The sequence below is a fragment of the Halorubrum tebenquichense DSM 14210 genome (assembly GCF_000337415.1).
GTDB classification, from domain to species: Archaea; Halobacteriota; Halobacteria; order Halobacteriales; family Haloferacaceae; genus Halorubrum; species Halorubrum tebenquichense.
Genome location: NZ_AOJD01000039.1, coordinates 1 through 24,033, shown reverse-complemented (window position 1 = coordinate 24,033; position 24,033 = coordinate 1). Strand labels below are relative to the sequence as shown.

Sequence of the window (24,033 nt, the reverse complement as noted above, 5' to 3'; positions counted from 1 at the left end):
GAGGAATAGACGGTCGCGTCGGCCCCGGCTCAGCGCTCGTCGGGATCGAACCCGTCGATGGCGTCGTGGACGTCCGCGACCCACTCGTCCAAGGCGTCGTGGAGCCGCCGCTTGGCCTCCGGCACCGGGATCGCGGTGTACTGGTAGACGTATCCGCCGGAGTCGAGCAGCCGCCGGCGGCGCTCGACGAGCCCCTTCTCGCGGAGCGTCGACAGCGACCGGTTCACGTTCGACCGGTCCCGGTCGAGGGCGTCGGCGAGCTCCGAGACGGTGCTGCCGGGGTTGTCGAGCAGCGTCAGGTACGCCCGGCTCTCGTGGTCGCGCACGCCGAAGACGCAGGAGAGGACGTGTTCGAACGAGGGGGACCGGTCGCCGACGAGGTCCTCGATTTCGGGGTCGCTCATGCCGCCCGGTTCGCACGCGCCGAGGTTAAATGTCGGTTTCTCGGCGACGAGAGCCTCACTCCTCGGCCGCGTATCCCATCTGGTCGATACAGCCCCGCATGTCCGACTCCGCGGCGTGTCGATGGAGGTTCGTCGGCGTGTCGCAGTGGTAGGTCTCCCCGTCGTACCGGAGCGCGACCTCGTGGCTGGCCCCGGCGACCTCGACGTCGACGAGGATCCGCCGGCCGTCGTTGAGTTCGTCGATGAGTTCGTCGGCGGACAGCTCCCCCGCCTCGACCCGAAGTACCTCGCTCATGCGTTCGTGTCCGCGGTCGGCGAGTTAAAACCGACCGATATCGCTCGGCGCGGAGCGCGCCGGTTACGTCGTCGTCGAGTCCGGGCCGCCCTCCTCCGCCGGCGGTTCGACCCCCTCGGCGGCGGCGACGTCCTCGGTCCGCTTCTCCGTGTCGACGTGCCAGCGGTCTATCTCCGACTCGTAGTCGCCGAGCACGTCCGACACCTCGGCTTTCAGCTCGTCGTCGTTGACGTTCACCTCGAAGACGAACGTCTCGCCGTCCTCCGCGCGGGCGACCTCCTGGATGTTGGCGCTGACGAGCTCGTTGTCGAAGTAGTACGGGGCCATCTGGGTCATCACGTTGCGGTAGACGGCGTCCTCGACCTTCCTGAGCGCCTTCCGGCTGGCTGAGTCGGCCGCGCGGGCGACGTGTTCGATCGACTCGCCCCAGCGCTCGCGGGCGCTCTCGGTGTCGTTCTCCTCGACCTTCTCGTAGGACTCGGTGAGCTTCTCGCCGGCCGTCTGGAGGTCGTCGCCGGGGGACTTCCCCGCGCGCTCGCCTTTCCCCTCGTCGACGGACGCCTGCGCCGCGGTCTTCTCCGAGACGTCCTCGTCGATGCGCTCGTGGGTCTTGGGTCGCCACTCGTCGAACTCGTAGTAGGCGTCCTCGTCGACGCCGACCTCCCGGAGTGCTAAGGCGATCCGCTCGCCGTGTTCGACGACGTCGCCCCAGTCTCCGCGCACCTTGAAGCCGGAGATGCTCTCTTCCATCGATTGCCCTCGTTACGGAACGGACGCGTATAAATCTCTTCGAACTGACGTGCGTCGAGACGCTACTCCCCGTATCCGATCCGGCGGCCGATCTCGTCGACCCGGCGCTTGAGGTCACCGAGATAGCCGGCGGGCGAGACCCGACGGAGCGACGACTCGTCCACCTCGATCCGCCCGTCGGCGAACGGATCTCGCTCGGCGCGCTCCTCTGGGGACTGGTCGTTCGCCACCGCTCCGACGACGGTCGACATCGAGCAGCGGCCGCACGCTTCCGCCGTGATCTCGGCGTCGACCGGCTCCGGTGTGCGCGTCTCGTCGTCTGACATGGCCTCTCATCCCACGGTAGGCGGCTCTCGGACTTAAATCCGCGCTCCGCCTCCCCGAACGGGGCCCAGCGCGGCGGGATCCGGTTCCCGACGCGCTTTTACTGGCTCCGCGGAATGCGTTCCCATGGGATACCGCGTCGTCGACATCGACTCGGTCGAACCGGAGTCGGGCCGCCCCAGCGAGTGCCGGAAGCTGGCGGAACCGGGGGGACTCGACGCCGCGGCGATCAACCGGTTTCGCGCCGAGCCCGGCGAGCAGCTCCCCTTGGCGTACCACTACCACGAGACCCAACAGGAGGCGTTCTACGTCCTCGACGGGACGCTCGCGGTCGAGACGCCCGACCGGACGTACGAGGTGGCGACGGACGACCTGTTCGTGGTCGACCCCGAGAGCCCGCAGCGCGCGTACAACCCCGCGGACGCGGACGGACCGGTGACCGTGCTGGCGGTCGGCGCGCCGCCCGCGTCCGGCGACGCCGTCGCGTACGATCCCCACGATGAGTGACCGCGCGGCGTCGGACGAGCGCTCCGACCCGGGCGGGGAGTCGGGGACGGCGGGGACCGCCGAGCCGGGTGAGGGCCCCCGCCGCGACCCCGAGGAGCTGCCGGCGGAGATCCGCGAGTCGGTGCCGGACTACGACGACGAGTACCTCGACCGCGTGTCGGACCGGCTCATGTACAGCTACGACCTCGACCGCGACGTGGCCGTCGACGGCGAGCGCTTCGAGCTGTACGCGGAGATGCGCGTCCGCAACCAGAAGCAGTTCCTCCACCCCGTCCTGAGCTACGCGGACCACGACATGCGCGAGTACGTGTTCGCCCGCCGAGTCTCGCGGCCGCGCGTCGGCGATCTCGAACGACTCGTCGAGTTCGCCCACGGCGTCGCCGACGACCGCGTCGACGGCCACGAGGAGCACTACGAGAGCGACGTCACCGTCGTCCTCGTCGCCGACGAGCTCCCGGACGACGTCGCCGACTTCGTCGAGGGGTTCCGAGACCGCACTCTCCTGAAGTTCGGCTACTACGGGCACTACGAGGTGAACCTGGTCGTCGTCGCGCCCGAGCGCGAGTCGCTCGCCGCGAGCGAGCGCGCCGACACCGCCGCCGCCTTCCGCCTGTGGGAGCCGGTCGACGAGCCGGACGAGGGGTTCTTCTCGCGGGTCGCGAAGTGGTTCTGGCGGTGACAGCCCCCTGTCTGTCGAAGAAGTGACCGCGGAGCGCACGGAGGGCGCGGAGGCGGGGTGGTCGGTCGCGTCAGTCGTCGCTCGGTTCGGCGGCCGGGCGGTCGCCGCCCCGCACGCTCGTGATGTTGTCGTAGCCGATGCGCACGAGCGACAGTGCGAGGTAGACCAACACGACCGCGAGCGCGATCCGGACGACCATCGAGATCTGGTTGCCGATGCCGGTCACGCCGCCCTGGATCAGGTTGACGAACAGCCACTGATACCCCGCCAGGAACGCCAAGGCGATCACGGTGATAACGACCATGATAGCCATCGGGACGCCCGTGCTGACGAGCTGTTTCGTCTCGTTCCAGTTAGCGAGCCAGACGGTCCCGGTGAGCAGCGCGAGCGCGGCGAGCAGTTGGTTCGCGCTGCCGAACAGCGCCCACAGGGTCGCCCACTCGCCGGAGATGACCAGCGCGTACGCTATCAGCCCCTGAATGACCGGGTTCGTGTACCGGCCGCGGGCGAACGAACCGACGCCGCCGCCGAAGCCGGACTCGCTCGTGGTCCCCTGCGTACCGACGATCTCTTCCATCATGTAACGGCCGAGCCGCGCGGCCGTGTCCGTGGAGGTGAGCAGGAAGCTCACGAGCACCAGCGCCATGAACGGAGCGCCGTACTCGGCGGGAATACCGAGGCTCGTCAGGATGATACCGCCGCCGCTCGCGAAGTTCGGCAGCGCCCCGCCGATGCCGCCGGCCGCGGCGTCGGAGGCGAACCCGGCGATGGCGAGCGCGGACAGCGCCGTCGCCGCGAGCAGCCCCTCGCCGAGCATGCCGCCGTAGCCGATGAGCCGGGCGTCGCTCTCCTTGTTCAGCTGTTTCGCGGTCGTCCCCGAGGAGACCAGCGAGTGGAATCCGCTGATTGTCCCGCAGGCGATAGTCACGAACAGCATGGGGAAAAGCGGGTACGGTGCTCGGCTGTCGACTCCCATGAACCCCTGGAACGGCTGGATGCTGCTGTCGATCACGAGCGGCTGCGACGAGGTGCCGAGGACCGTGCCGACGATGATCGCCAGCAGCGCACCCCCGACGCCTGCGTACAGCAGGAACGACGAGAGGTAGTCGCGCGGCTGTAGCAGCGTCCAGACCGGAAGCGCGCTCGCGATGACCGCGTATATCAGGATGACGGGCACCCAGGCGGCCGTGTTGCCGCCGAGCGCGCCCGCTCCGGGCACCCACGAGCCCGTGCTCCCCTCGAAGAGGACGAACGTGCCCGCGGTGTGAGAGGCGTCGCCCGCCAGCTGGAAGAACGCGAACGGGTACTGGATGCCGACCCAGACGCCCGCGAACACCCCGGCGACGAACAAGACGGTCCCCGGGATGAACGGCCCGTCGAGCTGGTAGAGGTACACGCCGAACACGACCGCGAGCGCGATGTACACGAAACTCGCCGTCGCCGCCGACGGGTACGCGTTCAACACGATTCCGACGACCAAGGCGAACACGGCGACGACGAGGATGATCGTGAGGAACGCGAACCACAGCAGCAGGTTCTTTCCCCGTTCGCCGACGTACTGCCCCACGATATACCCGATCGACCGTCCCTCGTGTCTGATCGAACTCGACAGCGAGATGAAGTCGTGGACCGCGCCCATCAGCGGGTTGCCGATCGCGACCCACAGCAGCGCCGGAACCCACCCCCAGATGGCTCCGGCCGTGATCGGCCCGACGATGGGCGCGCCGCCCGCGATACTCGAGAAGTGATGCCCCAGTAACACCGGTTTCTTCGACGGGACGTACTCCTGTCCGTCCTCGTACTTGTGCGCCGGCGTCTCCCGGTCGTCGTCGAGGTCGACGAACCGCGAGAGGTACCGCGAGTACCCCATATACCCCACGGTGAACGTGCCCAGCACGGCAACTACGATCCAGATTACACTTGTCATAGGTTCTCTGCCTCGTGGTACCGGTTCACTATGTCGGACTTAAACGTTGCTTTCGTTCATGATATTTGAGGCGATCGATCGGCCGAGCCGACCGAAGTAACCGGACGCATCGGGTTTCTTACCCGGCAAAAGAGATAAAATTCGCCACAGCAACGTCCGATCCGACTCGCGCGCGCTCGGGCGGGGTTCCGCTCCGGTTCCGATCGTTCCGTTCCGCGGGTGGGCGACGCCGTCGGACCGGCTCAGACGTCCACGTCGAGCGCGTCGGCGACCCCGGTGAGGACGTCGCCGCGGACCTCGCTGGTCCGGGACTCGATCTCGGCGACGAGCGGCGGCTCGAACCCCTCGCGGACCTGTTCGAGGCGGTCGCGCTCGGTCGCGACCCGCTCCCGGAGGTAGCGCGCCCCGCGGCCCGTCTCGTCGTCGTCGGGCGTCGGCGTGAGCTTGTTCGCGACGAGCCCGCGCACGGAGAGGTCCCGCTCGGTGAATCCCTCGATCGCCCGCGCCGTCTCGTTGACGGAGAGCTGGTCGGGGTTGAACACGAGGAAGAACGCGGCCTCCGTCCGCATCGTCTCGCCGGCGTACTCGAAGAACTCCTTGCGCCGCCGGAGCCGTTCGATGACCGGGTCGCCCTCCAGTAGCCGCCGGGGCTCCATGTCCCCGATGGCCGCCTTCTCGAACAGGTCGATCGACTGCTTCCGCTTGTACAGCAGCCGGTCGATCCAGTCGCCGAGGAACTCGGGGAGCCCGAGCAGCCGCAGCGTCGACCCCGTGGGCGCGGTGTCGAAGACGACCCGGTCGTACGGCTCGCTCTCCTCGCGCATCACGTCGACGAACGCGTCGAACAGCGCGGACTCGTACGCGCCGGGCGTCCCGTGCGACATCTCCAGTTGGCGGTTGATCTCCGAGACCATCCCCGCCGACACCTGCTCGGAGAGCGACTCGCGGATCTCGTCGAGGTGCCGCTGCATCTCGTCTTCGGGGTCGATCTCCATCGCGTCGAGCCCGTCGACGCCCTCCACGGACCGCGGCTCGTCGTCGAACGACTGGTCGAACACGTCCGACACCGAGTGCGCCGGGTCCGTCGAGACGACGAGCGTGCGCACCCCCGCCGTCGCGCAGCGGTACGCGTACGCACACGAGACCGTGGTCTTGCCGACGCCCCCCTTCCCGCCGAAGAAGACGAACGGCTCCATCAGTCGCGGGACCCCCCTCGTTCCGTCATCAGAAGTGGTACTGCTGGCCCTTCCGCTCGATGAGGCTCTCGCGGTCCCAGAGCCGGCGCTCCCACGCCTCGAACTCGTCTTCGAGGTACGGGAGCAGCTCCGCGGTGTAGTACGACACCGGCGACGGGATCCCGAACGCGTCCGGGAAACACGCGAGCATGAACTCGTCTTCGGCGTCCTCCGCCTCCTTCTCGATCTTCTCGTAGGCCGGATGCGTGATCATCCCGTGGTACAGCCCGCGGAGCCACTCCGTCAAGGTGGCCCGAAACGTCTCGATCCGGTCTGCGAGTGTCATCGTTTCCCATGACGCTCCCGATCGCAAAAAGGTGTCCCGGTCGTCGCGTTCGGTCTCCGGCGCGTTCCGGTGTTCGCGTTCGGTCTCCGCGAGAGCGATCGCTCAGGCGGACGCGCCGTCGGCCAGTTCTTCCTGCGCCTCCTCGGTCTCGACGGATCCCTCGTCGTCCTCGTCGAGAACCGGACTGTCGGCCTTCCCGGGGCTCGGACTGTGAACGTCGCTGTCGAGCGCTCCCCAGACGAGGTACAGCATCGCGGCGATCATCAGAACCGTCATCGCGATACTGACTAACGCCACGGACCCGGCGGACACGACCATGTCGCGAGTTCGACGACCGCAGCCTATCAACGTATCGGCTTGGTCCGACCGCCGTCCGCTCGCCGACTCGCCTCCCTCTCGCCGGGCTTGAAGGGGACTCCCGGCCATTGGCCGACATGGACGCCCCCGACGAGACCGACGACCGAATCCCGGTGACGGTGCTCTCCGGGAGCCTCGGAGCCGGCAAGACGACGCTTCTGAACCACCTGCTCGCGAACGCGGGCGACCGCGACGTCGCGGTCCTCGTCAACGACATGGGCGACGTCAACGTCGACGCGGACCTGATCGCCGAGGGCTCCGAGGTCGACGTCGAGGGGGTCACGGAGCTGTCGAACGGCTGTATCTGCTGTGAGCTCCAAGACGACCTGGAGTCGGCGGTGGTGCGGCTCGCGAACGAGCGCTCGTTCGACACCCTCGTCGTCGAGTCGTCCGGTATCTCCGAGCCCGCCCCCGTCGCCCGCCTGTTCACGACCGAGTCGCGCGCGGCGGCCCGCTACCGCGTCGACGCGCTGGTGACCGTGATCGACACGCGGCAGTTCCTCGACGCCTTCGCGGGCGACGGGACGCCGGAGCGTCGCGTCGATCCGGACGCGGACACCGCCGACGGCGACGCCGACCGCCCGCTCTCGGACCTCCTCGTCGAGCAGGTCGAGGTGTCGAACCTCGTCGTCTGTAACAAGGCGGACCTCTGTACCGACGCGGAGGTCGACGAGGCGGTCGACCTCGTGAGCGCGCTCCAGCCCGACGCGGAGACGGTCGTCGCCGAGTTCTCCGCGGTCGATCCGGACCGGATCCTCGACGTGGGGCTGTTCGACGAGCGGGCGCTCGGCGACCTCCCCGGGTGGAAGCGCGCGCTGGCCGAGGCCGACTCGGGCGACGGCGGCCACGCGCACGACGGGGACGACGAGGCGGACGACCACGGGCACGACGGGGATCACGCACACCGCCACCCCGACGAGGTGTACGGCGTCACCTCGTTCACCTACCGCCGCCGCCGACCGTTCCACCCGGACCGGATCGCCGCGCTCCTCCGGGACCTCCCGGCCGACGTGGTCCGCTCGAAGGGGACGCTGTGGGTGGCCGGGACCGACCAGCGCCAGCAGGTCGGACAGGCGGCGCGGTCGGTCCGCGTCACCGCGCTCGGCCCGTGGATCGCGAGCCTCCCGCCGGTCGAGCGCGACATGCTCCGATCGAACCGCCCCGACCTCGACTGGGACGAGGAGCGCGGCGACCGCCTGACCGAGTACGTCGTCATCGGGACCGGCGTCGACGAGGACGCGCTCGTCTCGCGGCTCGACGACGCGCTCCTCACCGACGACGAGCTCGCGGCCCTCGGGAGTCCGGGCGTCGGCGACGACCCGGCCGACGCGGACCCCGACCCGTTCCCGACCGAGCAGGGCGACGAGGTCGCGCTCCGCGAGCCCTGAGGACCTCCGGCGGCGCTCGCGCTCAGCAGGCGCAGCCGCTCCCGGTGGCGCGCTCGAACCGCATCGGATCCCCGCAGTCCGGACATCTTGGGACGCCCTCGCCGTCGCGGCCGAGCCCCTCGGCGTCCACGTCGACGTCGCGGACGCGCACCCCGCAGTCGTCACACCAGTAGGCTCCCTCGGAGCCGTCGTCGCCGGCGGTCCCGGGGGCGTTCCGGGTTGAGCCCGTCAGCGCGTCGGTCACCGTACCGATGATTCCCATACTGAGACGACCGTCGCCGATCGTGTTAGTCTCCCGGTGTCGTGCGATCTATTCGCACGGTCGCGGCGGTCGCGGCGGCCGCGCCCACGGACAAGAGCTAAGTGGCGCACTCCCGCCAGTCGCCGTATGAGCGACGCGGGAGAGACCGGCGGCGAAGACGCCGACGACCGGGGTATCAAAGCGGGCGTCGAGCGCTCGTCGGGCGACCCGCGGGTGCTGTTCGCGATGAACGCGGTCCTCTCCGCCCTCCTCGCCTCGACCGTCGTCTGGGGGCTCGACCTCCTCGGCGCGGCCGCGTACACGCTGCGCAACGTCGCGACGCTGACGCTGATCGTCTTCGCGGTCACGTACGCCGCCGTCCTCCGGTAGCGAACGCGTCGGGCCGGCGTCGCCTCCGCCCCCGCCGTCGACCGCCGGTTCTCGACCGACCGATTCGCAACGTTTTAAGGCCGTTCCGAGCGGAATCCCGGCCAATGACGATCGAAGACCGGGACGACGCGTACCTCATCACGCACGCGCTGGCGACGGACACCCTCTCGCGGCTGCGCGACGTCGAGACCGAGCAGGTCGCCTTCCGGAAGGGGCTGGTGAAGCTCGGCCGCATCTGCGGCTACGAGATCATCGACGGGGCGATGGAGACGGAGTACGTCCCCGTCGAGACCCCCTTAGCGGAGACGACCGGCGAGCGCGTGAAGGGGCTCGACGACGTGGTGATCATCAACGTCCTCCGCGCCGCGACGCCGTTCGTCGAGGGCCTGCTGAAGGCGTTCCCCCGCGCGAAGCAGGGCGTCATCTCCGCCGGCCGCGACGAGGCGGCCGGGATGACCGACGACGGCGAGTTCCCGATCACCATCGACTACGTGAAGCTCCCCGAGATCCGGCCCGAGGACACCGTGATCGTCGCGGATCCGATGCTCGCGACGGGGTCGACGATGGCCGCCGTCCTCGACCACGTCCTCGCCGAGGCCGACGACTTCGAGGACCTGTTCGTGCTCTCGGCGGTCTCCGCGCCCGCCGGCCTCGTCCGCGTGAGCGATGCCGTCCCGGAGGCCGACCTCCTGACGGTCGCCATCGACGACCGCCTCGACGACGACGGGTTCATCGTCCCCGGCCTCGGCGACGCCGGCGACCGCGCGTTCCGCACGGTCTGAGCCCGGCGGCGACCGCGCCGTCCCCGTCGACGTACTTTTAAGAGCCGCCCGCGCGACCGATCGGACATGAGCGACGCGCCGACGACCGAGCCCTGCGACGCCTGCGGCGAGCCGACGACGGACGCGCTCGCGCGCACCGTCCGCCTGAGCGTCGACCGGGCGAACATCGACACCCAGCGGCTCTGCCCCGACTGCTTCGCCGACTGGATCCGGCGGTATCAGGACCGGCTCGGCTCCGGCGGCTCCGAGGACGACGGCAGCTCCGAGATCATCGTCGACTGAGAGCGGCGACGACCGACCGCCGTCGTCTCGACCGAACACCTTCGTCTCGGCCGGCAACGTCCGTTCCGACCGCCCGGCTTAAGCCCCGCCGGGACGGAGCCTCACTCAATGGATCTCGCCATCGACGCCCCGGCTCCGGCGGCCCCCGACTGCGCCGACGACGGGACGTGGCTCGCCTGTATCGAGTGCGACGAGACGTTCGCGCCCTTCGAGGCGGTCCGGTACACCTGCGACGAGTGCGACGGCCTGCTCGAAGTGCGGTACGACGACCCGCCGACGTTCGACGAGTTCGGCTCCGGCGCGCCCTCCGACGGGCCGGACCGCGGCGTCTGGCGCTACCGCGAGGCGCTCCCCTTCGACCTCGGCGTCACGCTCCCCGAGGGCGACACGCCGCTCCACCGCGTCCCCCGCATCGAGGAGGCGGTCGGCGTCGACGCCCTCCGGATCAAACACGAGGGGATGAACCCCACCGGCTCGTTCAAGGACCGCGGGATGACGGTCGGCGTCCGCGTCGCGAAGGAGTTGGGCGTCGGCGCGCTCGCGTGCGCCTCCACCGGGAACACCTCGGCCGCCCTCGCCGCCTACGGCGGCCGCGGCGACATGCAGACGCTCGTGTTGCTCCCGCAGGGGAAGGTCGCCGCCGGGAAGGTCGCGCAGGCGAGCCTCCACGGGGCCCGCATCCTGGAGGTCGACGGCAACTTCGACGCCTGCCTCGACATCGTTCAGGAGCTGGCCGCCCGCGGCGAGGCGTACCTGCTCAACTCCCTGAACCCGTTCCGCCTGGAGGGCCAGAAGACGATCGGCTTCGAGATCTTAGAGGAGTTCTACGCGGACTACGGGACGTTCCCGGACCGGATCGTCCTCCCCGTCGGCAACGCGGGCAACACCTCGGCGCTGTACAAGGGGTTCCGCGAACTCGTCCAGTCGGGCGCGCTCGACGCCGACGAGGTCCCCAAGCTGACCGGCGTTCAGGCGGAGGGGGCCGCCCCGATGGTCGAGGCGATCGAGGAGGGGAACGACGAGATCCGGCGCTGGGAGGAGGTCGAGACCCGCGCGACCGCGATCCGCATCGGCAACCCGGTCAACGCGCCGAAGGCGATCCCGGGGATCCGCAACACCGGCGGCACGGCGGTCGCCGTGAGCGACTCGGAGATCACCGCCGCGCAGCGCCACCTCGCCGCGGAGGGGGTCGGCGTCGAGCCCGCCTCCGCCGCGAGCCTCGCCGGGCTGAAGAAGCTCCGGCGCTCCGGCGTCGTCGACGACGACGAGCGCGTCGTCTGCCTGACGACCGGCCACCTGCTCAAGGACCCCGAGGCGGCCTACGAGGCCGGCGGCGAGCCGGAGCCGGTCCCGAACGACGTCGAGACCGTCGTCGACCACCTCCGCGGCTGATCGGGCGGCACGCCCCCGTGAAAACGGCCGGGACGCAGATATTTACACACACAAACCCATACACAAACGCGTCATGGGAACGAAGACGATCGGGGTCACCGAGGAAGTGTACGACCGACTCCGCGCTCGGAAGCGCGACGACGAGAGCTTCACCGACCTCCTCGATCGGCTCATCGACGAGACGGGCGGCGACTGGCGCGACGGGTTCGGGTCGCTGTCGGCTGAGGAGGCCGACTCGCTCCGCGCGGCCGCGGAACGATCGCGTGAGCGGTTCGATCGAGCGGCGTCGCGGCGACAGCAGCGGGCGACCGATCACCGCTCACAAGACCGATCTGCGGTCTCCGACAGCGCGGACGACGACTCCGAAGCGGCCTCCGACGACGGTGACTCCGCGTGACGCGATACCTGCTCGACACGACGTTTCTCATCGATTACCTCGCCGGTTCGGAGGGCGTCCGCGCGTTCCTCGACGCGCACGACGGCGAGGAGTTCGCCACGACCGCGATCAACTACAAGGAGGTAGCGGTCGGGTGGCGGCTCAACGACGCCTTCGACCGGCAGGAACTCGCCGCGACGTTCGACTGGCTTGAGGTCGTTTCGTTCACGGAAGATCACGCGCTCACCGCGAGCGCCTTCGAGGCCGAACTGTTCCGCGACGACGACCCCCCTCGCCGGGCCGTCGACGCCGCCGGGGCGGACATCCTCATCGCGGCCGTCGCCGCTCGGGACGGGCTCACCGTCGTCACGCGCAACCTCGACGACTTCGTGCAGTTCGACGTGCCGGTCCGCGCGTACTGACTCCCGGCGACGTCGATGTCGATCCCCTTCTACCGGTTCGTGACGCCCTACTCGTCGGCGCGCGCCTCGGCCGCGTCCAGCGTGATCTCCGTGATCTCGACGATCCGGTCGTCGGCGAGGAGCTCCTCGATGGCGGCGTCGGGGACGGCGGCGTCGAGGTTGTAGACGGTGAGCGCCTCCCCGCCCTGCGTCTCGCGGCCGTTGAACATGCCGGCGATGTTGACGTCGTGGTCGCCGAGGACGGTGCCGATGAGTCCGATGACGCCCGGCTCGTCGGTGTTGCGGGCGACGAGCATGTGCCCGTACGGGACCGCGTCGACGCGGAACCCGTCGATCCGGACGATTCGGGCGTCTTCGCCCGCGAACAGCGTCCCCTCGACCGCGATCTCGCCGTCGCCGTTGCGGACGGTGACGCGGACGAGGCTCTGGAAGTCGTCGGTCTGCCGCGTCTTCGACTCGGTGACCTCGATGCCGCGCTCCTCGGCGAGCCGCGGCGCGTTCACCGCGTTCACCTGCCACTCCAGCGGCTCGAACACGCCCTTCAGCGCGCTCGCGGTGACCAGATCGACGTCCTCCGCGGCGATGTCGCCCTCGTAGGTCGCCTCGACCTCGGTGATCCGGCCGTCGAGCAGCTGCGCGGCGACCTTCCCCGCGGTCTCGGCCACGTCGATGTACGGCTCGATCCGCGGGAACGCCGTCTCGTCGACCGAGGGCGCGTTGAGCGCGGTGAGCACGGGCTCGTCGTCGAACGCGGCCAGCACCGCCTCGGCGGTGTCGACCGCGACGTTCTCCTGGGCCGCCTCCGTCGACGCGCCGAGGTGCGGGGTCACGACGACCTCCTCGACGTCTAAGAGCGGCGAGTCGTCCGGGAGCGGCTCCTCGGCGAAGGAGTCGAGCGCAGCGCCCGCGAGGACGCCGTCATCGACCGCCGCCGCGAGCGCGTCCTCGTCGACGATGCCGCCGCGGGCGCAGTTGATCAGGTAGCCGCCCTCAAGCTGGGCCAGTTCGTCCTCGCCGATCATCCCCTCGGTCTCGGGGAGCAGCGGCGTGTGGATCGTCGCGAAGTCGCCCCGCCCGAGCGCCTCGTCGAGGTCCTCGACGAGTTCCGCCCCGAGCCGCTCGGCGCGCTCCTCGGAGATGTACGGGTCGTAGACGACCAGATCCATCCCGAGCGAGTCGAGCCGCTTGGCGACCTCCTGCCCGACGCGGCCGAGGCCGACGATGGTGAGCGTCTTGTTGTTCACCTCGGTGCCGAGGAACTCGCCTTTCGCCCACTCGCCGCCGACGAGGCGGCCGTGCGCCTGCGGGATCGAGCGCGCGACGGCGAACGTCATCGCGACCGTGTGTTCGGCGGCGGCGCGGACGTTCCCCTCGGGCGCGTTCGCGACGACGACGCCGTGGTCGGTGGCGGCGTCGATGTCGATGTTGTCGACGCCGATGCCGGCGCGGCCGACGATGACGAGGTCGGGGGCGGCCTCGAAGACGGCCTCCGTGACCTCGGTCCCGGACCGCACGATCAGCGCGTTGGCGTCGGAAACGGCGTCGAGCAACGCCTCCCCCTCGCTCTCGTAGTCGGTGACGACCTCGTGGCCGGCGTCTCGGAGTCGGTCCAACCCCGCGTCCGCGATGGGGTCGGTCACGAGTACCTTCATGCCGAGACACACCCGCGGCGGGGGGTTAACGCTTTCCGAATCGCGCCGTTTTGCCGCCCAGATAGATCCGCGATCGCGGGTATCTACCCCTTCGTTTCGTGTGGAGAGTGCGCGTTCGTGTACACTTTTTGCGCCGGTACTGCCTTTTATACGGGACCGCATGGTCGAGACATGGACTTCACGATCGCGTTCGCCGGCGTCGGGGCCATCCTCGTGCTCACCGCCGTCAGCGCCTTCTTCTCCAGTTCGGAGCTCGCGGTGTTCTCCGTGCCGACACACCGGATCGACTCGCTCGTCGCGACCGACGCGCCGGGCGCGCGGGCGCTGTCGGCGCTGCGCGACGACTCGCACCGGTTCCTCGTCACCGCCCTCGTGAGTAACAACGTCGCCAACATCGCCGCCGCGTCGGTCGCGACCGCGGTGTTCGTGCGGTTCGGGTTCTCCGGCGGCGAGGCGGCCACGGGGTCGACGCTCGTCACCTCGGTGTTCGTCATCGTCTTCGGCGAGATCGCGCCGAAGTCGTACGCGGTCGCCAACGCGGAGAAGCACGCCCTCCGCGTCTCCCGGATCGTCGTCGCGATCCAGCGCGTCCTCCGCCCCGTGCTGTACGTCTTCGAGGCGCTCTCGGGGGTCGTCAACCGCTTCACCGGCGGCGAGTCCGCCATCGAGTCGTACCTCACCCGCGAGGAGATCGCGACGTTCGTCCGGTCGGGCGAGGCCGCGGGCGCGCTCGACCCCGAGGAGGGCGCGATGATCCGCGGCGTCCTCGAGTTAGAGACCACGACCGTCGCCGCGGTGATGGTCCCCCGCACCGACGTGGTCGCGCTCCCCGACACGGCCAGCCCCGCGGACGCGCTCTCCCGGGCCGCGAACGAGGGCGTCACCCGGATGCCGGTCTACGGCGAGAACCGCGACGACGTGGTCGGGATCGTCGACGTGCGCGACGCGATCCGCGCGAGCGACGCCGGCGACGACCTCGCGAGCGCGCTCACCGAACCGACGTTCGTCCCCGAGACGAAGCCGCTCGACGAGCTGTTCGCGGAGATGCGGGCCGGCGAGGCGCGGATGGTCGTCGTCGTCGACGAGCACGGCGCGGTCGTCGGGATCGCGACGCTGGAGGACCTCTTCGAGGAGGTCGTCGGCGAGCTGGTCGGGCGGTGGGAGACGGACGCCGTCGACCTCGTCGCCCCCGACGCGGCCGTCGTCCGCGGCTGGACGACGGTGTCGCACCTCAACGAGGCGCTCGGCCTCTCGCTCCCCGCGGACGCGGGAGCCGAGACCGTGGCGGGGCTGGTCACCCGACAGCTCGGGCGGCTCCCCGCCGAGGGCGACCGCGTCGCGGTCGGAAACGTCACGCTCGCCGTCACGGGCGCGACCGCGACCCGAGTCACGCGCGTCCGGGTCGAGCACGCCGACGAGAGCGGGTTCGGCGTCGTCGACGGAGCGACCGACGGCCCGGTCGACGCCGCGTGACCGCCCTCCGTCCACCCGTCGTCTATCCGACCGCCGCCGCGGTCCCCGCCGGTCGCGGAGAGATGCTACACGTAACACAACATACATTCGTCTCCGAGGGGTCTCAGGAGACACGTTCTCGATCATGGTGAGCCGCTGGGCGTGTGACCGGTGCGGGTTCGTCGCGTGGACGCAGGACCGGTCCGGCGTCTCCGAGGTGACGGGGTCACACCTGCTCGCGCACCACTCAGACGCGCTCTCGAAGTCCGACTTCCGCGTGAGCTGGGACTGTCCGTACTGCGCCACCGCCAAGACCGCCTACGACACCGACGGCGCGGTCGCCGAGTTCAAGGCGCACCTCCACGGTCACGCGACCGACCGGATCGCCGACGGCGTCCACGTCGCCGACCGGGTGGGCTGGGACGGCGTCGTCCGGGTCGACGCCTCGCCGACCGGCGGCGAGGCCGACGCGCTCCGGGCGCACTTCCACGGCGCGGCGGGGCTCGTCGTCGCCGTGACGCCCGCGCCGGAGCGGCTGGTCCGCGCGCTCGACGAGCGCCTCTCGTCGTGGCCCCGCCGGACGGTGATCGTCAGCACCGGCGAGTACGACTTCGAGGCGACGCCCGACGTCGACTTCGAGGGCCTCGACGTCGAGATCGTCGAACTCGACCCGCGCCTCTCCCCCGACGAGGTCGGCGAGACCGTCTCGCGGATCCTCGACGCGAACCACGAGCCCGGCGAGCGCGTGTCGCTGGAGGTGAGCGTCTTCCACCAGATCGTCGCCGCCTTCGACGTCGAGCGCGCGGTCGCGTTCGTCCGCATGCTCGCCGCGCGCCTCGCCGACGCCGGCGGCGTGTTACAGCTGTACGTCGACGCCGACGCGGACCGCAACGTCGCCACCGTCCTGAACTTCCTCGACGAGACGATCGACCTCACCGTCGCGGTCGACGGCGACCGGTTCGTCCGCAGACCGTAGGCGCGGCTTCCGGGCTCTCCCTGCCAGTCGCTTCTCCCGGTCGAACCCGCCTACCCGTCGTAGCTCTCGGTGTAGTCCGCGGGCCAGCGGACGTAGACGTACTCGACGTGCCGGTCCGCCGCCGCCTCGACGACGGCGCGCTTGAACCGCCGCAGCACGGCCCGGGCGCGCTCGCGGGCGGCCTCCGAGGCCGCCCCGTCGCTCGCGAGCGACCGGAGTTCCCGTTCGACGTCGACGCCCAGCGGGGACTCGGCCGGCCCGTCCGGCGGATCCTCCCCGCCCGGAACCTCCTCGGTTTCGTCCTCCGAGACGATCCGCGGCAGATACGCGGCCGCGAGGTCCGCCACCAGCCGGTCGCGGTGGTCGAGCGCGTCGATCAGCCACTCGACCGCGGCCGACCGGTCGGCCGCGGCGGGGTCCGCGGCCTCGAGGAGCTCGCAGTACAACCACGCCGCGTACCGCCGCACGTCGGGGTTCTGCGCGCCAGCGCCGGAAGACCGGTTCCGCCCCTCTCCCGTCCGATCGGCCGCGGTCCGCTCCGCGGCGACCGCGCGGAACGCCGCGAGCAGCCCGTCGGCCTCGAAGGGCCGCTCGGCCAGGAGCCGGTCGCGCACGTCGCCTGCGGGGACGGCGTCCGCCTCGGCGACGACCCGGGCGACGGACGCCGCCGCGGCCCGGCGCACCGCCTCCGAGGGGTCTTCCAGCGACCCGAGCAACACGCCGGTCGCGTCCCGCCGGTCGAGGTCTCCGAGCCGCTCGACGACGGCGAGCCGGAGCCGCTCGTTCCCCCGGCGCGCCGCGAGCGCGAGCAGTTCGACCGCGTCGTCGGTGTCCATCTCGACGAGCGCGTCGACCGCGGCGCTGCGAACGAGGTCGTTCGGCGCGTTCACCAGCGGTCGGACCGCCTCGACCTCCTCCCCGCCGACGCGGGCGTAGCCCCTGACGGTCCGGGCGCGGACCCGTGCGTCGCCGTCGTCGAACCCCTCGCGGAGCCGGGGCGCGGCGTCCTCGCCTCCGACGACGCCCAACCCGGTCGCGCCGACCATCCGGTACGCGGCCCGGCCGTGGTCCAGCCACCGCGCGAACGTTTCGGCGGCGCTCCGTTCCGCCTCTCGGCCTCTCTCTTCCGAGTCCTCGCCGCTCCGTCGCTCGGCGATCCGCCTCGCCAGCCGGTCGACGTGGGCGTCGCCGTGGAAGTACAGCGACTCGATCGCCGCCGCGCGGACGGCCTCGTCGGGGTCGTCGAGCGCGGTTCCGAACAGCGCCTCGACGATCCGGTCCCGGTCGCCGCTCATCGAACTGGAGGGGTTGCCGAGCGCCTCGGCCGCCTCGCGGCGCGTCGAGGCGTCGAACCGCCGGTCCAGCCGCGCCATCGCGGGCGGCCGACCGCCGTCAGTGCGCCCGGCGTCGGCGCGGGCCGAGGGGTCTCTGCGGCCACGCCCGGCGTCGCCGCTCTCCGTCGGCTCGGGGGCTTCGTCGGTCCGCGGCCCGTCGTCCATCTACGAACGCCTCACCGATCCGGTACGTTAAACGCACGGCCGCGATTATCCGTACTGAGAATCTTTCGGAGGCCCCGAGTCCGTCCGCGTCAGTCGAGTCCGAACTCCCGGACGGCGTCGTACTCCGGCCCGGAGGGCGTCAGCGTCGACTCCACCAGCCGGATCTCGTCGACCGAGAACGTCCCGACCTCCGGGTCCTCGGCGTCGAGCGCGCGTCGGACCGCCTCGGCCCCGCTCGCGTCCCCGACGCGCGCGAGCGTGACGTGGGGCGTGAACGCGTGGTCGGCGGGGTCGACGCCGAGCGCCGTCGTCTCCGCTTCGAGAGCGTCGTGAAGTGCGGTCAGTTCGGCGGTCCCCGCGTCGACGCCGCTCCAGACTACCGAAATATACTCCCGGCTCGGGAAGACGCCGAGCCCCTCGACCTCGCAGTCGAACGGGGCGACGCCGGCGCGGTCGACCGCGCGCTCTCCGGCGGCGATCACGGCGTCGAGGGCGGGGGCGGACCCCTCGGCGTCGGCGGACTCGTCGGCCGCGTCGGCGACGTCGCCGCAGAACTTCAGCGTCACGTGCGCCCGTTCGGGGTCGACGGGGGCGACGCCGGACGCGTCGGCGAAGGGGGCCTGCGCGTCCGCGACGGCGGGAGCGAGGGCTTCCGGGAGGTCGACGGCGAAGAACGCGCGCATGATCGGTCGCGGATCGGTCGCGCTCGCTTATAAATCGTGTTCGGGATGCCGGCCGTTTCCGGCCCGGATCCTCGGCCGCTCGGCGATACGAGAACACGATTGATCATAAACCGCTGATCGACACGAACCGCTCCGGAGCCCCAGCCGCTCGGCTGTACGTGGGCGTCTTCGTCGGGACTGACTTCGTTACCGAGACCACCGAAGCGCCCGCCTCCCGACCGCCCCTTCGATTCCCACCCCGCCCCGCACCTCACACCTCCCCAGCCTCCTCGGCGGTCCTCCGCTTCGCTTCGGACCGCCGACTCCCTCGCGNCTCCCTCGCGCGGCGCTCCTCGCGGCCGTTTAAAAACGGCCGCTCGGAGGCGCGCGCCGACCGCAGTCGATTTATAAATAGCCGTCGCCCGCGTCCTCGTCTCTTTATAAACGCTCTCGGAGCGTGTCGGCGGTCGCGTCGCCGACGCCGTCGACGTCGGTGAGGTCGTCCTGGGAGGCCTCGCGCACGTTCTCGACCGAGCCGAACCGGCGGAGCAGCCGGCGGCGCGTCTCGGGGCCGACGCCCGGCACGTCGTCGAGGACCGTCTCGACCTCGTCGCGGACGGTCTGGTGGTAGGAGACCGCGAAGCGGTGCGCCTCGTCGCGCACCCGCTGGAGGAGGTGGAGCTCCGGCGCGTCGTCGTCCCACCGCCGCGTCCCGGTCGGGGTGACGACCAGCTCCTCCGCCTTCGCCAGCGCGACGACGGGCACGTCCCAGCCGGTCTCCGCGAGCGCGTCGCGGGCGGCCCCCAACTGTCCCTCGCCCCCGTCGATCAGGAGGAGGTCCGGGTCGGGCCGGTCGTCGCGGCCCGCCGCGGCGCGCTCGGCCCGCCAGCGGACCAGCTCGCGCATGTTCGCGTAGTCGTCGTTGCGCTCGGTGAGCTTCTTCCGCCGGTAGTCCGCGGTCTCGGCGCTCCCGTCGACGAAACACACGTCGGAGCCGACCACCGCGGTCCCCTGCGCGTGGCTCACGTCGAACCCCTCGATCCGCTCGGGGCGGGCGATCCCGAGGCGGTCGCCGAGCGCGCCGACGGGGTCGTCGCGGCCGCCGCGCTTCCGGGCGTTCTTCAGCGCGAGCTCGACCAGCTTCGCCTCGCGGCCGGCCCCCGGCACCCGCACCGCGACCCCCTCGGCCTCCAGCCAGTCGACCACGTCCGAGTCCGCGGGGCGCTCCGCGAGGAGGACCGCGTCCGGGAACTCCCGCTCGGCGTAGTACTGCGCGAGGAACGCCGCGAGGACGGCGGCCGGGGTGTTGGCGTCCGCGTCCGCCTCGTCGCCGGCCCCGGCCTCCCGACCGGCGTCCGTCACCGCCGCCGCGTCGAGCCGGTGTCGGCTCCGGTCGACGAGCTGTCCGCGCTCGCTGTGGAGCCGGGCCACGCGGGCGTCTTCGCCCTCGACCGCGGCCGCCAGCACGTCGACGACCCGGTCGTCGCGCCGGTCGCTGACGGCCTCGCCGCCCTCGCCGTGGAACGCCTCGACGGCCTCCAGCCGGTCCCGGAGGTTCGCGGCGCGCTCGAACTCGTTGGCCTCGGCGGCGGCCTCCATGCGCCGCCGGAGGGGGTCGGCGAGGACGCCCGTCTCGCCCTCGAAGAAGCGGCGGGCCGCGGCCACGTCCTCGGCGTAGCCCTCGGCGTCGATCTCGCCGGTACACGGCGCGGAGCAGATCCCCATCTCGTAGTCGAGGCAGGGGCGCTCGCGGCCCTCGTACTTGTGGTCCGAACAGCCCCGCAGCCGGTACTCGTCCCGGATCGCCTTCACCACGGTCTCGACGCGCCCCACGTCGGTGAACGGCCCGTAGGCGACCGCGCCCGCCTCGGGGTCGCGGGTCACCTCGATCCGCGGCACCTCGTGGTCGGTGAAGGCCACGAGGGGGTACGACTTGTCGTCTTTCAGCCGGACGTTGTACCGCGGTCGCAGCCGCTTAATGAGGTTCGCCTCCAGGAGGAGCGCCTGCGTCTCCGTGTCGGTGACGGCGAACTCGATCCGGTCCGCGCGCTCGACCATCCCCCGGATCCGTCCCGAGCGCGGGTCCGCGTACGACCGCACCCGGTCGCGGAGGTCGAGCGCCTTCCCGACGTACAGCGTCGTCTCGCCCGCGCGGAACTGGTAGACTCCGGGCTCCGTCGGGAGGCTCCCGGCCCGCTCGCGCACCGCGTCGGCGTCCATCGGTCTCGGATCGCCGTAGCCGTCGAACGCGTTTGAACGCTGCGGGTGGGCCCTCCTCGACTGCGGGCGGAGGCTACTGGAATTATCAAACGTGAACACCGGAACGTGCCGTTTATCACGCCGCTTGGGAGACGATAACGTAGACATGACGGGACTTCGCGAGCGTCTGCGCAGCGTACTCGGGCGGGGGAGCGACTCCCGGTCGGTCCCCGACGGGGGCGTCGTCGTCGACGACCCGTCGAGCGGCGCGGGGCCGACCGAGGGCGGACCCGACGAGACGGGAGACGAGACGTACGAGATCGACGACGTACAGGGCGTCGACCGCGCCGAGACGCTCGCGGGCGCGGGCTTCCAGCAGGTGTTCGACGCGACGAGCGTCCCGACGTTCATCCTCGACGCCGACGGCAACGTCGCCGAGTGGAACGAGTCCATCGTCTCGCTCACCGGGGCCGAGCGCGAGGACGCCGTCGGGCACGGCCACGTCTCCGAGCTGTTCTACCCCGACGGCCGGCGGGCCGACACGCTCGCCGACAAGGTCCTCGACGCGCCGGAGACCGCCGACGAGGTGTACGGCGTCGAGCGCTGCGACTCAGAGACGACGCGCTACCGCGACACGAGCACGATGGTCGACCGCCACGGCGACGAGAAGCACATCGAGTTCACCGCGACGCCGATGTACGACGACGGCGAACTCGTCGGCGTCACGGAGGTCGTCGTCGACCGCACCGAGAACGTCAACGAACGCGACGCGACGGCCCGACTCGTCTCCGAGATCCGCGAGACCGCCGAGGAGATCGGCGAGGGGAACCTCGACGCCCGCGCCGTCTGCCACGACGAGTGCGAGGAGGTGCTCGACGAGGACCTGCTCCGGGTCGTCGGCGTCGTCAACCAGATGGCCGAGAACTTGGAGGACCTCTCGACGGGCGTCCACGAGAAGGCGCGCGACCTCGACGAGACCGTCGGCGAGGCGAGCGCCGCGGCCGCCGACATCGCCGAGAACGTCGACGAGCAGAACGAACTGCTCGAGGAGAGCGTCTCGGAGATGCAGTCCTTCTCGGCGGGCATGGAGGAGGTCGCCGCGACGGCCGACGAGGTCGACACCGCCGCGGTCGCGGCCGCCGACGCCGCCGACGAGGGGCTCGACGCGAGCGAGGACGCCCGCGAGGCGACCGAGGACGTCGTCGAGATCGGCGACGAGCTGGTCGAGAGCGTCGGCGCGCTCTCCGAGCGCATGGACGACATCGAGGAGGTCATCGAGGTGATCTCCGACGTGGCCGAGCAGACGAACCTGCTCGCGCTCAACGCCAACATCGAGGCCGCCCGCGCCGGCGAGGGCGGTGACGGCTTCGCGGTCGTCGCCGAGGAGGTGAAGAAGCTCGCCGACGAGACCCGCGGCTACACCGAGGAGATCACGGAGAGCCTCGACAAGCTCCAGTCGCAGTCCGCGCAGACCACGACCGCCGTCGAGCGCTCCCACGACCGCATCGAGGACGCTGGCACCGAGATCGAGACGGTCCTCGACTCGCTCGAAGAGATCGCCGACGCCGTCGACGAGGCGGCCGCGGGCGTCGCGGAGGTCGCGCGCACCACCGACGACCAGGCCGCGACCGTCGAGGAGCTCACGTCGTCGCTGGAGGCGGTCCGCGAGCGCTCCGACCGCACGGAGGCGGCGACCGAGCGCATCGTCGACGCCACCGACGACCAGGAGGCGGCCGTCGACGAGCTGATCGCCCGCGTCGAACAGCTCGACGCGCGGTAACTCCCGCTTCCCTCCCCCGCACCTCCCGTCCGATTTTCCCCGCTCCGCCGAACGTTTAACCTCACTCAACCCCCACAGATCGTATGTCCGTCACGCCGCCCGGACCCCTCGGCGACCCCGTGTTCGGGAACGGTCGCCAGTTCGCCGACGACCCGTTCGGGTTCCTCCGCGCCTGCGCCGACAGCTACGGCGACGTGGTGCGGCTCGACCTCGGTCCCCGCGAGACGTACCTGCTGACGAACCCCGCCGACGTGGAGCGCGTGCTCGTCGCCGACGCCGAGCGCTACCGGAAGCCGCAGTTCGGCGACGACGCGATGGACGCCTTACTCGGCGACGGGCTCCTCATGAGCGACGGCGACACGTGGCAGCGCCAGCGCAAGCTGGCGAACCCCTCGTTCCACAACCGGCGGATCGGCGCGCTCGACGGGACGATGGTCGATCACACCCGGTCGCAGCTCGCGGACTGGGGGGACGGGGACGTGGTCGACATTCAGCTCGAAGTCGCCCGGCTCACGGTGAAGATCATCGTCTCGGCGATGTTCGGGGCCGACATCACCGACGAGGAGGTGAAGACGGTACAGGAGAACCTCGAACCGCTCGGCGCGCGGTTCGAGCCGGACCCCCGCCGGTTCCTGATCCCGAACTGGGTGCCGACCCGCGAGAACCGCGAGTTCGACGCGGCGATCGACACCCTCGAGTCCGTCATCGACGGCATCGTCGACCGCCGCCGCGGCACGGAGCGCGACCCGAGCGTCGACCCCGCCGGCTCCGAGGGCGTCGCGGTGCCCGGCCCCGCGGGCGACGGCGACGGCGACCTGCCGATGGACCTGCTCTCCGTCCTGCTGCGCGCCCGCGACCGCGGCGAGCAGACCGACGAGAACCTCCGCGACGAGCTGGTGACGATGCTGCTCGCCGGCCACGACACGACCGCGCTCACGCTCACCTACACCTTCTACCTCCTCTCGAACCACCCCGAGGCCCGCGAGCGCGTCGAGCGCGAGGCCGAGGCGGCGACGAGTGAGTCCCCCCCGACCGCGGCCGACGTGCGCGAGATGGAGTTCACCGAGCGCGTCCTCAACGAGTCGATGCGCCTCTATCCGCCCGTTTACACGCTGTTCCGCGAGCCGAAGCTCGACGTGAAACTGGGGGGCTACCGGATCCCCGAGGGCTCCGCGCTGATGGTCTCGCAGTGGGCCGTCCACCGGTCCGACCGGTGGTACGACGACCCCGAGGCGTTCGACCCGGACCGGTGGCTCCCCGAGCGCCGGAGCCAGCGCCCCCGCTTCGCGTTCTTCCCGTTCGGCGGCGGGCCGCGCCACTGTATCGGGAAGTCCCTCTCGCTTTTGGAGGCGAAGATCATCCTCGCGGAGGTCTGCTCGCGGTTCGAACTCGGCTACGAGGGGCCGGACCTCTCCCTGCGCGGGTCGCTGACGATGCACCCGGACCACCCGGTGCCGATGCGGCTTCGCGAGCGCTGACCGATGGCGGACGCCGGCGACACGAACGCCGGCGACGACGCCGACGCCTACTGCGCTCGGTGCGGCGACCCACTCAGCCGCGGTCTCGTCGCCGGAAAACGACGCGCCTGCTGTCTCAACGCGACGCCCATCGCAGGCGTCTGTCCGACCCACGGGCCGGTGGGACCGCACCACGCGGTCGACGACCCAGACGCGGCCGATAGCAGGTGAGCGGCTCCGGCGGACCGGTTCGTCACCACTACCACGCCATTCGGCGGTGGCGCGTGCCTGCGAGCGCGCCGCCGAAGGCGGCCGCGAG

At 71.0% G+C, this 24,033-nt stretch carries 27 protein-coding genes; 14 read left to right on the top strand and 13 right to left on the bottom strand.

The features are described 5' to 3' along the window. Positions 1–29 precede the first annotated feature (29 nt). From C472_RS07190 to C472_RS07175, 4 genes are all read right to left on the bottom strand, one after another. Positions 30–404, bottom strand: a complete 375-nt coding sequence (locus tag C472_RS07190) for a helix-turn-helix domain-containing protein (RefSeq protein ID WP_006629153.1) — start codon at positions 402–404, stop codon at positions 30–32. Positions 405–459: 55 nt separating this feature from the next. Further along, positions 460–699, bottom strand: coding sequence for a hypothetical protein (locus tag C472_RS07185; protein ID WP_006629152.1), 240 nt, complete (start codon positions 697–699; stop codon positions 460–462). A 63-nt stretch (positions 700–762) separates the two neighbouring features. Beyond that, on the bottom strand, positions 763–1,449 hold the full coding sequence (locus C472_RS07180) for a DUF5828 family protein (RefSeq protein ID WP_006629151.1): 687 nt from the start codon (positions 1,447–1,449) through the stop codon (positions 763–765). 62 nt (positions 1,450–1,511) lie between these two features. After that, positions 1,512–1,775, bottom strand: a complete 264-nt coding sequence (locus tag C472_RS07175) for a hypothetical protein (protein WP_006629150.1) — start codon at positions 1,773–1,775, stop codon at positions 1,512–1,514. 124 nt (positions 1,776–1,899) lie between these two features. Between C472_RS07175 and C472_RS07170 the strand changes: the two genes are divergently transcribed. Further along, positions 1,900–2,280 (top strand): cupin domain-containing protein, encoded by a 381-nt coding sequence (locus C472_RS07170; RefSeq protein WP_006629149.1) that lies wholly within the window; start codon positions 1,900–1,902, stop codon positions 2,278–2,280. Beyond that, on the top strand, positions 2,273–2,959 hold the full coding sequence (locus C472_RS07165; protein WP_006629148.1) for a hypothetical protein: 687 nt from the start codon (positions 2,273–2,275) through the stop codon (positions 2,957–2,959). The genes C472_RS07170 and C472_RS07165 overlap by 8 nt, the downstream gene beginning before the upstream one ends. Before the next feature lie 70 nt (positions 2,960–3,029). Here C472_RS07165 and C472_RS07160 read toward each other — a convergent pair whose 3' ends face one another. From C472_RS07160 to C472_RS07145, 4 genes are all read right to left on the bottom strand, one after another. Beyond that, on the bottom strand, positions 3,030–4,886 hold the full coding sequence (locus C472_RS07160) for a carbon starvation CstA family protein (protein WP_006629147.1): 1,857 nt from the start codon (positions 4,884–4,886) through the stop codon (positions 3,030–3,032). A gap of 242 nt (positions 4,887–5,128) precedes the next feature. After that, a complete protein-coding gene (locus tag C472_RS07155) occupies positions 5,129–6,082 on the bottom strand; it encodes an ArsA family ATPase (RefSeq protein WP_006629146.1) in 954 nt (317 codons plus the stop codon). A 28-nt stretch (positions 6,083–6,110) separates the two neighbouring features. Further along, positions 6,111–6,407, bottom strand: coding sequence for a hypothetical protein (locus C472_RS07150; protein WP_006629145.1), 297 nt, complete (start codon positions 6,405–6,407; stop codon positions 6,111–6,113). A gap of 102 nt (positions 6,408–6,509) precedes the next feature. Then, positions 6,510–6,725 (bottom strand): hypothetical protein, encoded by a 216-nt coding sequence (locus tag C472_RS07145; protein WP_006629144.1) that lies wholly within the window; start codon positions 6,723–6,725, stop codon positions 6,510–6,512. A 116-nt stretch (positions 6,726–6,841) separates the two neighbouring features. On the opposite strand from C472_RS07145, the gene C472_RS07140 reads away from it, so the two are divergent. After that, complete coding sequence (locus tag C472_RS07140) at positions 6,842–8,152, top strand: CobW family GTP-binding protein (RefSeq protein WP_006629143.1); 1,311 nt, start codon at positions 6,842–6,844, stop codon at positions 8,150–8,152. Positions 8,153–8,174: 22 nt separating this feature from the next. On the opposite strand, the gene C472_RS07135 is transcribed toward C472_RS07140, so the two are convergent. Further along, entirely contained in the window at positions 8,175–8,414 is a 240-nt protein-coding gene (locus tag C472_RS07135; RefSeq protein WP_006629142.1) for a hypothetical protein, read from the bottom strand. A 126-nt stretch (positions 8,415–8,540) separates the two neighbouring features. Between C472_RS07135 and C472_RS07130 the strand changes: the two genes are divergently transcribed. From C472_RS07130 to C472_RS07105, 6 genes are all read left to right on the top strand, one after another. Then, on the top strand, positions 8,541–8,783 hold the full coding sequence (locus C472_RS07130; protein WP_006629141.1) for a hypothetical protein: 243 nt from the start codon (positions 8,541–8,543) through the stop codon (positions 8,781–8,783). Positions 8,784–8,887: 104 nt separating this feature from the next. Beyond that, positions 8,888–9,565, top strand: coding sequence for a uracil phosphoribosyltransferase (upp, locus tag C472_RS07125; RefSeq protein ID WP_006629140.1), 678 nt, complete (start codon positions 8,888–8,890; stop codon positions 9,563–9,565). Positions 9,566–9,631: 66 nt separating this feature from the next. Next, on the top strand, positions 9,632–9,847 hold the full coding sequence (locus C472_RS07120; RefSeq protein WP_006629139.1) for a DUF7569 family protein: 216 nt from the start codon (positions 9,632–9,634) through the stop codon (positions 9,845–9,847). Between the two features lie 108 nt (positions 9,848–9,955). After that, positions 9,956–11,239 carry a threonine synthase gene (gene thrC, locus C472_RS07115; protein WP_006629138.1) on the top strand — a complete coding sequence of 428 codons (1,284 nt, stop codon included), beginning with the start codon at positions 9,956–9,958 and terminating at the stop codon, positions 11,237–11,239. A 73-nt stretch (positions 11,240–11,312) separates the two neighbouring features. Further along, positions 11,313–11,636 (top strand): antitoxin VapB family protein, encoded by a 324-nt coding sequence (locus tag C472_RS07110; RefSeq protein ID WP_006629137.1) that lies wholly within the window; start codon positions 11,313–11,315, stop codon positions 11,634–11,636. Continuing rightward, a complete protein-coding gene (locus C472_RS07105) occupies positions 11,633–12,037 on the top strand; it encodes a type II toxin-antitoxin system VapC family toxin (protein WP_006629136.1) in 405 nt (134 codons plus the stop codon). Before C472_RS07110 ends, C472_RS07105 begins: the two co-directional genes overlap by 4 nt. 47 nt (positions 12,038–12,084) lie before the next feature. On the opposite strand, the gene serA is transcribed toward C472_RS07105, so the two are convergent. Continuing rightward, on the bottom strand, positions 12,085–13,689 hold the full coding sequence (gene serA, locus C472_RS07100) for a phosphoglycerate dehydrogenase (RefSeq protein ID WP_006629135.1): 1,605 nt from the start codon (positions 13,687–13,689) through the stop codon (positions 12,085–12,087). Positions 13,690–13,860: 171 nt separating this feature from the next. Here serA and C472_RS07095 point away from each other — a divergent pair, with 171 nt between their 5' ends. Both C472_RS07095 and C472_RS07090 read left to right on the top strand, forming a co-directional pair. Next, a complete protein-coding gene (locus tag C472_RS07095) occupies positions 13,861–15,162 on the top strand; it encodes a hemolysin family protein (protein WP_006629134.1) in 1,302 nt (433 codons plus the stop codon). Positions 15,163–15,286: 124 nt separating this feature from the next. Next, positions 15,287–16,117, top strand: coding sequence for a DUF7504 family protein (locus C472_RS07090; protein WP_006629133.1), 831 nt, complete (start codon positions 15,287–15,289; stop codon positions 16,115–16,117). Between the two features lie 50 nt (positions 16,118–16,167). On the opposite strand, the gene C472_RS07085 is transcribed toward C472_RS07090, so the two are convergent. From C472_RS07085 to C472_RS07075, 3 genes are all read right to left on the bottom strand, one after another. Then, on the bottom strand, positions 16,168–17,616 hold the full coding sequence (locus C472_RS07085) for a HEAT repeat domain-containing protein (protein ID WP_006629132.1): 1,449 nt from the start codon (positions 17,614–17,616) through the stop codon (positions 16,168–16,170). Between the two features lie 89 nt (positions 17,617–17,705). Continuing rightward, complete coding sequence (gene thpR, locus C472_RS07080; protein WP_006629131.1) at positions 17,706–18,299, bottom strand: RNA 2',3'-cyclic phosphodiesterase; 594 nt, start codon at positions 18,297–18,299, stop codon at positions 17,706–17,708. A 417-nt stretch (positions 18,300–18,716) separates the two neighbouring features. Then, positions 18,717–20,498, bottom strand: a complete 1,782-nt coding sequence (locus C472_RS07075; protein WP_006629130.1) for an excinuclease ABC subunit C — start codon at positions 20,496–20,498, stop codon at positions 18,717–18,719. Between the two features lie 145 nt (positions 20,499–20,643). On the opposite strand from C472_RS07075, the gene C472_RS07070 reads away from it, so the two are divergent. The 3 genes from C472_RS07070 to C472_RS07060 all read left to right on the top strand — a co-directional run bounded on the left by C472_RS07070 (position 20,644) and on the right by C472_RS07060 (position 23,945). Then, positions 20,644–22,257 (top strand): methyl-accepting chemotaxis protein, encoded by a 1,614-nt coding sequence (locus tag C472_RS07070; protein WP_006629129.1) that lies wholly within the window; start codon positions 20,644–20,646, stop codon positions 22,255–22,257. Positions 22,258–22,340: 83 nt separating this feature from the next. Then, on the top strand, positions 22,341–23,735 hold the full coding sequence (locus tag C472_RS07065; protein ID WP_006629128.1) for a cytochrome P450: 1,395 nt from the start codon (positions 22,341–22,343) through the stop codon (positions 23,733–23,735). Between the two features lie 3 nt (positions 23,736–23,738). Further along, positions 23,739–23,945: a hypothetical protein gene (locus C472_RS07060; RefSeq protein WP_006629127.1), complete on the top strand. Its 207-nt coding sequence runs from the start codon at positions 23,739–23,741 to the stop codon at positions 23,943–23,945. Positions 23,946–24,033 lie beyond the last annotated feature (88 nt).

Excerpts from the sequence above, each read along its gene's own strand:
- C472_RS07070 (WP_006629129.1), top strand. The coding sequence starts at position 20,644 with ATGACGGGACTTCGCGAGCGTCTGCGCAGCGTACTCGGGCGGGGGAGC.
- C472_RS07175 (WP_006629150.1), bottom strand. The coding sequence starts at position 1,775 with ATGTCAGACGACGAGACGCGCACACCGGAGCCGGTCGACGCCGAGATC.
- C472_RS07085 (WP_006629132.1), bottom strand. The coding sequence starts at position 17,616 with ATGGACGACGGGCCGCGGACCGACGAAGCCCCCGAGCCGACGGAGAGC.
- C472_RS07130 (WP_006629141.1), top strand. The coding sequence starts at position 8,541 with ATGAGCGACGCGGGAGAGACCGGCGGCGAAGACGCCGACGACCGGGGT.
- thpR (WP_006629131.1), bottom strand. The coding sequence starts at position 18,299 with ATGCGCGCGTTCTTCGCCGTCGACCTCCCGGAAGCCCTCGCTCCCGCC.
- C472_RS07110 (WP_006629137.1), top strand. The coding sequence starts at position 11,313 with ATGGGAACGAAGACGATCGGGGTCACCGAGGAAGTGTACGACCGACTC.
- C472_RS07140 (WP_006629143.1), top strand. The coding sequence starts at position 6,842 with ATGGACGCCCCCGACGAGACCGACGACCGAATCCCGGTGACGGTGCTC.
- C472_RS07090 (WP_006629133.1), top strand. The coding sequence starts at position 15,287 with ATGGTGAGCCGCTGGGCGTGTGACCGGTGCGGGTTCGTCGCGTGGACG.
- C472_RS07145 (WP_006629144.1), bottom strand. The coding sequence starts at position 6,725 with ATGGTCGTGTCCGCCGGGTCCGTGGCGTTAGTCAGTATCGCGATGACG.
- C472_RS07120 (WP_006629139.1), top strand. The coding sequence starts at position 9,632 with ATGAGCGACGCGCCGACGACCGAGCCCTGCGACGCCTGCGGCGAGCCG.
- C472_RS07075 (WP_006629130.1), bottom strand. The coding sequence starts at position 20,498 with ATGGACGCCGACGCGGTGCGCGAGCGGGCCGGGAGCCTCCCGACGGAG.
- thrC (WP_006629138.1), top strand. The coding sequence starts at position 9,956 with ATGGATCTCGCCATCGACGCCCCGGCTCCGGCGGCCCCCGACTGCGCC.
- C472_RS07180 (WP_006629151.1), bottom strand. The coding sequence starts at position 1,449 with ATGGAAGAGAGCATCTCCGGCTTCAAGGTGCGCGGAGACTGGGGCGAC.
- C472_RS07135 (WP_006629142.1), bottom strand. The coding sequence starts at position 8,414 with ATGGGAATCATCGGTACGGTGACCGACGCGCTGACGGGCTCAACCCGG.
- C472_RS07065 (WP_006629128.1), top strand. The coding sequence starts at position 22,341 with ATGTCCGTCACGCCGCCCGGACCCCTCGGCGACCCCGTGTTCGGGAAC.
- serA (WP_006629135.1), bottom strand. The coding sequence starts at position 13,689 with ATGAAGGTACTCGTGACCGACCCCATCGCGGACGCGGGGTTGGACCGA.
- C472_RS07150 (WP_006629145.1), bottom strand. The coding sequence starts at position 6,407 with ATGACACTCGCAGACCGGATCGAGACGTTTCGGGCCACCTTGACGGAG.
- C472_RS07185 (WP_006629152.1), bottom strand. The coding sequence starts at position 699 with ATGAGCGAGGTACTTCGGGTCGAGGCGGGGGAGCTGTCCGCCGACGAA.
- C472_RS07170 (WP_006629149.1), top strand. The coding sequence starts at position 1,900 with ATGGGATACCGCGTCGTCGACATCGACTCGGTCGAACCGGAGTCGGGC.
- C472_RS07095 (WP_006629134.1), top strand. The coding sequence starts at position 13,861 with ATGGACTTCACGATCGCGTTCGCCGGCGTCGGGGCCATCCTCGTGCTC.
- C472_RS07190 (WP_006629153.1), bottom strand. The coding sequence starts at position 404 with ATGAGCGACCCCGAAATCGAGGACCTCGTCGGCGACCGGTCCCCCTCG.
- C472_RS07060 (WP_006629127.1), top strand. The coding sequence starts at position 23,739 with ATGGCGGACGCCGGCGACACGAACGCCGGCGACGACGCCGACGCCTAC.
- C472_RS07155 (WP_006629146.1), bottom strand. The coding sequence starts at position 6,082 with ATGGAGCCGTTCGTCTTCTTCGGCGGGAAGGGGGGCGTCGGCAAGACC.
- C472_RS07165 (WP_006629148.1), top strand. The coding sequence starts at position 2,273 with ATGAGTGACCGCGCGGCGTCGGACGAGCGCTCCGACCCGGGCGGGGAG.
- upp (WP_006629140.1), top strand. The coding sequence starts at position 8,888 with ATGACGATCGAAGACCGGGACGACGCGTACCTCATCACGCACGCGCTG.
- C472_RS07160 (WP_006629147.1), bottom strand. The coding sequence starts at position 4,886 with ATGACAAGTGTAATCTGGATCGTAGTTGCCGTGCTGGGCACGTTCACC.